The sequence below is a fragment of the Sphingomonas colocasiae genome (assembly GCF_019880585.1).
Lineage (GTDB): Bacteria > Pseudomonadota > Alphaproteobacteria > Sphingomonadales > Sphingomonadaceae > Sphingobium_A > Sphingobium_A colocasiae.
In genome coordinates this window covers 1-1,243 of the sequence record NZ_JAINVV010000023.1, presented here as the reverse complement: position 1 = coordinate 1,243, position 1,243 = coordinate 1, and the positions used below count along the sequence as shown (strand labels likewise).

Genomic DNA, 1,243 nt, shown 5'->3' with positions numbered 1-1,243 from the left:
TTTAGGCTGTGAACCCATAAAGGCGACTGGTGAGAGCACGTGCAAATGAGGCGTGCAGACGCTATGCCTTGGCCCAAAGGGGGCTGAATGACTGGAAACTTGCTTCTGTGGCGCTGGTCGCCGGAGTATGACACGCCTGCTAAGCGGAAGAAAAAGGCCGTGAAGTTCGGTGACATCACTTCGCAATTTGCGGCTTCTGGCGATCATCCGGCCATCGGAAATGGCACGATAGCCACGTTTCGAGAGGCCCTTGATCAGGAGTTCGGGGAGGACGAAGACAATCGTCCTTTCGTGTTCTACGATCATGGAAAAAGCGCCGTCATCAATTATCCAAATGCTGTCAGGTTTGAATTGGTGCCAAGGATCGCAGGCATTGGTCGCCGTTTCGGTTTAAACGCCTCAGAGTTCTGAGGTGTCTTTGAGTTCAACGCGATTTGGTGCTTCCACATCGCGTTGAACTCTGATTCACGCCCAGCATGAGCCGATATGATCTGACTGACTTCGAGTGGCGCGTGATCGAACCGCTGCTTCCCAACAAGCCGCGCGGCGTGCCGCGTGTCGATGACCGCCGCGTGCTTAACGGAATCTTCTGGGTGCTGCGATCCGGCGCACCGTGGCGCGACCTGCCCGAACGCTATGGGCCGCGTACCACCTGCTACAATCGGTTCGTGCGATGGCGGAAGGCGGGTGTCTGGGATCGGATGATGGATGCCATCACCGACGCGCACGATGGCGACATCCAGATGATCGACAGCACTTCTGTTCGCGCCCACCAGCAGGCTGCGACAGCAAAAAGGGGGATCGAGATCACTGTCTCGGTCGCTCCCGAGGCGGGCTCACCACCAAAATCCATGCGGTCGTCGATGGACAAGGTCTCCCGATCAGGCTGAGCCTGACCGCCGGGCAAAGCCATGACGGACAAGCGGCTGATCATCTCCTCGACCATGTTGGTAGCGGAACAATAGTGCTGGCTGACAAGGCCTATGACGCTGATCGCATCCGGGCATCTCTCCGCGAGAGGGGCGCGTTCGCCAACATCCCGCCCAAGGTAAACCGAAGGTCAAAGCCGTACTTCAGCACCTGGCTTTACCGTGAGCGGAATCTGATCGAGCGATTCTTCTCCAAGCTGAAACACTTCCGTCGCGTCGCCACCCGCTACGACAAGCTGGCCGCGAACTTCCTCGCCATGGTTCAACTCGCATCAATGCGGCTTTGGCTTCGCGTTTATGAGTCTACGACCTAG

The 1,243-nt window shown here is 57.5% G+C and carries 2 protein-coding genes; both read left to right on the top strand.

From position 1 onward, the window contains the following. The first annotated feature begins 87 nt into the window (after positions 1-87). Positions 88-411 carry a hypothetical protein gene (locus tag K7G82_RS29610; protein WP_222994094.1) on the top strand — a complete coding sequence of 108 codons (324 nt, stop codon included), beginning with the start codon at positions 88-90 and terminating at the stop codon, positions 409-411. A gap of 65 nt (positions 412-476) precedes the next feature. Then, positions 477-1,243 (top strand): IS5 family transposase gene (locus K7G82_RS29605; RefSeq protein ID WP_222994092.1). Its coding sequence is split into 2 segments (ribosomal slippage): positions 477-789 and positions 789-1,243, totalling 768 coding nucleotides; the frame shifts between segments, so codons are not numbered across the junction.

Excerpts from the sequence above, each read along its gene's own strand:
- K7G82_RS29610 (WP_222994094.1), top strand. The coding sequence starts at position 88 with ATGACTGGAAACTTGCTTCTGTGGCGCTGGTCGCCGGAGTATGACACG.